Below are 4,083 nucleotides of genomic sequence, written 5' to 3' on the forward strand. Positions count from 1 at the left end.
CTGAAGATCGACGAATCCCATGCAAAGGCAGTCGCTGACGCCCGTCGACAATCGAGTCAGACCTCCACCCGGGGATGCCAAAACCCATCCTCACTGTCGACAATATGGGGAGCGGTCATCGTGATGTTTCCGTTCGAGGGTGCTGTGAGAGGTTCACTCGAAGGATCACGCGGTGGCCGCGCCCTCGTCCGACGTACACGCCGGAGACGACGACCTCAGCGACCGCGCTACACCACTGTGCGGGACTTAACTGTGGCTGCCAGTTCGCCCACGCCTGGGTCGGGGCCCTGGTCCAAAGGGCCAGGCCGGAACTTCCGTCGTCGCGGCGGCCCTCCCATGGCCCACGACAGGCCCCACCGGCCACTCCTGGACGCGACTGTGTCCAACTGACCCCCTGAGTACGCGCACTATCTCTGGTCCTGCTTGTCGGGTCGTCGAGCCAAGGTGTCGCTCAGAGTCTCCCTGCTCCTGATCCACCGCCCGGCCACGGGGTCGATGCAGTCCGCGACGTAGATCGCGCGATGCAGGTCTGAGAGCAGGTCCCGTCGATGGATGGGCTCATGATGGGCGGCTCGGTTCCTCAGGAAGTTGATCTGCTCGACGTGTCCCTCCAAGACGCGCTGGTTGGTACGAGCGTCTCCTTCCGCACCAGGGAAGGCCTTGTCGAGGGCAGGGACCCATAAGCGGGTGAGGTACCGCCGACTCATCAGGAAGCGCCAGAAGCCGAGGTTCAGCTCGGCCACGACATGACCTCGTGTTGCGACCTTCCGCCCTCGTCGGGCACGAGCCCGTGCCTGCCCGACGTCCTTGCGCCCCCGTTCATCCAGCGGAGCCGTGTCCAGCCAGTCGGACCACCCCTTCTTACTCGCAAGGATGGCCATCTCTCGGTCGAGGGCGTTCCGGAGGACGACCTCCACCATCGCGGACAACGAGACGGCAGCGGCCGACGCTTCGATGTTCCACTCATAGAGGGCGAACGCGGCCGTGCGGTCTCCATCAGCTGCGCGGAAGTAGGAGCCGAGCCGCTCCTCAGTCAGAAGCGATTCCAGGCGCTGATAGTCGACGTCATGGTCAGCTCGGTCTGGCAATCCTCCGACTCCCTCGGGTACAGTCGTCTCTCGAAGACCCCGGAACGATCCCTGGCTCAGCCACATCGCCGGGGTTTCGTCTTGCGCGCGTGACTAGGCTGACGGCCCTTCGGGCGCAAGGCGTGGCGTGCCCCCGTCAGCCTAGTCACGCGAGCACACGCACGCAGCCCGACAGGCGAGCGACCGTCCCCGCCTGTCGACGCGGGACGCAACGTGATCGAGACACTCGAGACGCTCTATTGGCTGGGCCGGCTCTGCTGAACGCCCAGGGCGAGCCGAGCGGCTTTGGATCACATGACGACGCACGTTGACCANACGTGATCGAGACACTCGAGACGCTCTATTGGCTGGGCCGGCTCTGCTGAACGCCCAGGGCGAGCCGAGCGGCTTTGGATCACATGACGACGCACGTTGACCACGAGACGACCCACCGTTTTGAGACCCTGGCATCCGCTGCGGAGCGCACGGGCTTCAGCGTGAAGACGCTGCGACGCCGGATCTCCGACGGTCGACTCCCGGCCTACCGCAGCGGACCTCGATCCCTCCGGGTCAAGCCCGAGGATGTCGACCGGCTGTTCGAGCGCATCCCAATCTACTGACCCGCTGACGCGGAGACCGGAGTTGAGTTGTCGACGGCGCTTGAAAACTGAGCAGATACGGCGCTCGAAAAGTGAGCACTCTTCGACGATTGGAGTGTGATCACCATGGAGGACTGGGCGCTGATCAGGAGGCTGGCCGCCGAGGGCGTGCCGAAGGCCGCGATCGCCAGGAGGTTGGGCATCGCGAGGAACACGGTCACTGCGGCCGTGGCCTCGGACGGTCCGCCGAAGTACGAACGCAAGTCGGGCCCGACGTCGTTCACGCCGTACGAGGCGCGGGTGCGTCAGCTGCTGGTGGATACCCCGGACATGCCCGCGACGGTGCTGGCCGAACGGGTTGGGTGGACCGGCTCGACCCGGTGGTTCCGCGATAACGTCAACCGGGTTCGGCGGACCACCGCCGGATCGACCCGGCGGACCGGTTGACGTGGGCGGCCGGGGACGTGGCGCAGTGCAACCTGTGGTTCCCGCCGCGCAAGATCCTGCTCGAGGACGGCTCCCGCACCCTGCTGCCGGTGCTCATCATGACCTGCGCATACTCCCGGTACACGCTCGGGCGGATGATCCCGACCCGTAAGACCCCTGACCTGCTGCTCGGCACGTGGTCGCTGCTGGAGCAGCTGGGGCGGGTGCCGCGCCGGCTGATCTGGGACAACGAGCCCGGGATTGGTCGGGGCAAGGTGACCGAGCCGGTGGCGGTGTTCGCCGGGACGCTGGCGACCAAGGTGGTGCTGCTGCCGCCGAAGGATCCGGAGTCCAAGGGCATCGTCGAACGACGCAACGGCTTCTTCGAGACCTCCTTCATGCCCGGGCGGCACTTTGAGTCCCCGGCCGACTTCAACGCCCAGTTCACCGACTGGCTGACAGGAGCGAACGCCCGGGTGGTGCGCACGATCAAGGCTCGCCCGAGCGAATTGCTGGCGGCGGACAAGGAGGCGATGCTGGCGTTGCCTCCGGCGGTGCTGCATCTGGGCTGGCGCAACCACGTCCGCCTGGGCCGGGACTACTACGTGCGCGTGGACACCAGCGACTACTCCGTCGATCCTCGCGCGATCGGTGCCCGGGTGGACGTGGCCGCCGACCTGGACACCGTCCGGGTCCGGCACGCCGGGCAGCTGGTGGCCGAGCACCCACGCCGGTGGGCCCGGAGCATGACCGTCACCGACCTGGCCCACGTCGCCACCGCCGCGGCGCTGCGGCACAACTACCAGCACCCCGCACCACGACAACCCGAGGACGCGGGCATGGTGCGGGACCTGGCCGACTACGACCGAGCCTTCGGGCTGGGCGAGGTGAGCCAGCCATGACACCCAAGACCACCGCCGCCAGGACCGAGTCGCTCAAGCAGATCACCCACCTGGCCGCCGCCCTCAAGGCGCCGCGGATCACCGAGTCCGCCGCCCGGCTGGCCGACCACGCCCGCGACACCGGATGGACCCACGAGGACTACCTGGCCGCGGTCCTGGAACGCGAGGTCGCCGCCCGCAACGCCTCCGGCGCCCGGCTACGCATCCGCGCCGCCGGCTTCGGCGCGGTCAAGACCCTGGAGGACTTCGACTTCGACCACCAACCCGGCGCCCGCACCCCGATCCAGGCACTGGCCTCAGGTGCTTACCTGGCCGAGCACCGCAACGTCGTCCTCCTCGGACCGCCGGGGACCGGCAAGACGCATCTGGCCACCGCCCTCGGCGTCGCCGCCGCACGGCAAGGCCACCGGGTGCTGTTCGCCACCGCCACCGACTGGGTCACCCGCCTGAGCGAGGCTCACGACCGTGGCCGCCTGGCCGCCGAGCTGACCCGGCTGCGAAGGTACGGGCTGATCATCGTCGACGAGGTCGGCTACCTGCCGTTCGAGCAGAACGCCGCCAACCTGTTCTTCCAGCTCGTCTCCTCCCGGTACGAGCACGCCTCCCTGATCCTGACGTCCAACCTGCCGTTCAGCTCCTGGGCCGGCGTCTTCGGCGACCAGGTCGTCGCCGCCGCGATGATCGACCGCATCGTCCACCACGCCGACGTCATCGCCCTCAAAGGCGCCTCCTACCGACTGCGAGACCGCGGCGTTGACACCCTGCCCAGCATCAAGGCCGAGCAAGAATCCCTAGACTGAACCTGCTCACTCTTCGACCGCCGAAACTGCTCAGTTTTCGAGCGCCGTCCACATGAGTCCCCGATAGTGGTGTAGCGCGGTCGCTGAGTTCGTCCCGGTCGTGGACGTCGGCGCGGCCACCGCGTGATCCTTCGAGTTCACCTTCCACAGCTCTCTCGAACGGAAACATCACGATGACCGCTCCACACATTGTCGACAGTGAGGATGGGTTTTGGCATCCCCGGGTGGAGGTCTGACTCGATTGTCGACGGGCGTCAGCGACTGCCTTTGCATGGGATTCGTCGATCTT

3 protein-coding genes and 1 pseudogene are annotated in these 4,083 nt (G+C 67.1%); 3 read left to right on the forward strand and 1 reads right to left on the reverse strand.

What is annotated here, in order from left to right; genetic code table 11:
• Positions 1-407: 407 nt before the first annotated feature.
• Positions 408-1,088, reverse strand: a complete 681-nt coding sequence (locus AB8K43_RS15345; protein WP_370895078.1) for a hypothetical protein — start codon at positions 1,086-1,088, stop codon at positions 408-410.
• A gap of 398 nt (positions 1,089-1,486) precedes the next feature.
• Here AB8K43_RS15345 and AB8K43_RS15350 point away from each other — a divergent pair, with 398 nt between their 5' ends.
• The 3 genes and pseudogenes from AB8K43_RS15350 (at position 1,487) to istB (ending at position 3,794) form a co-directional block, all read left to right on the forward strand.
• The gene (locus AB8K43_RS15350) at positions 1,487-1,687 is read left to right on the forward strand and encodes an AlpA family transcriptional regulator (RefSeq protein WP_029210533.1); all 201 of its coding nucleotides are present in this window, start codon (positions 1,487-1,489) and stop codon (positions 1,685-1,687) included.
• Between the two features lie 96 nt (positions 1,688-1,783).
• Positions 1,784-2,994 (forward strand): annotated as a pseudogene (istA, locus tag AB8K43_RS15355) (IS21 family transposase).
• Positions 2,991-3,794, forward strand: coding sequence for an IS21-like element helper ATPase IstB (istB, locus tag AB8K43_RS15360; protein WP_370895081.1), 804 nt, complete (start codon positions 2,991-2,993; stop codon positions 3,792-3,794). Before istA ends, istB begins: the two are co-directional and overlap by 4 nt.
• Positions 3,795-4,083 lie beyond the last annotated feature (289 nt).

Source organism: Janibacter sp. GXQ6167 (assembly GCF_041365945.1).
Taxonomy (GTDB): domain Bacteria; phylum Actinomycetota; class Actinomycetes; order Actinomycetales; family Dermatophilaceae; genus JBGFSK01.

Excerpts from the sequence above, each read along its gene's own strand:
- AB8K43_RS15350 (WP_029210533.1), top strand. The coding sequence starts at position 1,487 with ATGACGACGCACGTTGACCACGAGACGACCCACCGTTTTGAGACCCTG.
- istB (WP_370895081.1), top strand. The coding sequence starts at position 2,991 with ATGACACCCAAGACCACCGCCGCCAGGACCGAGTCGCTCAAGCAGATC.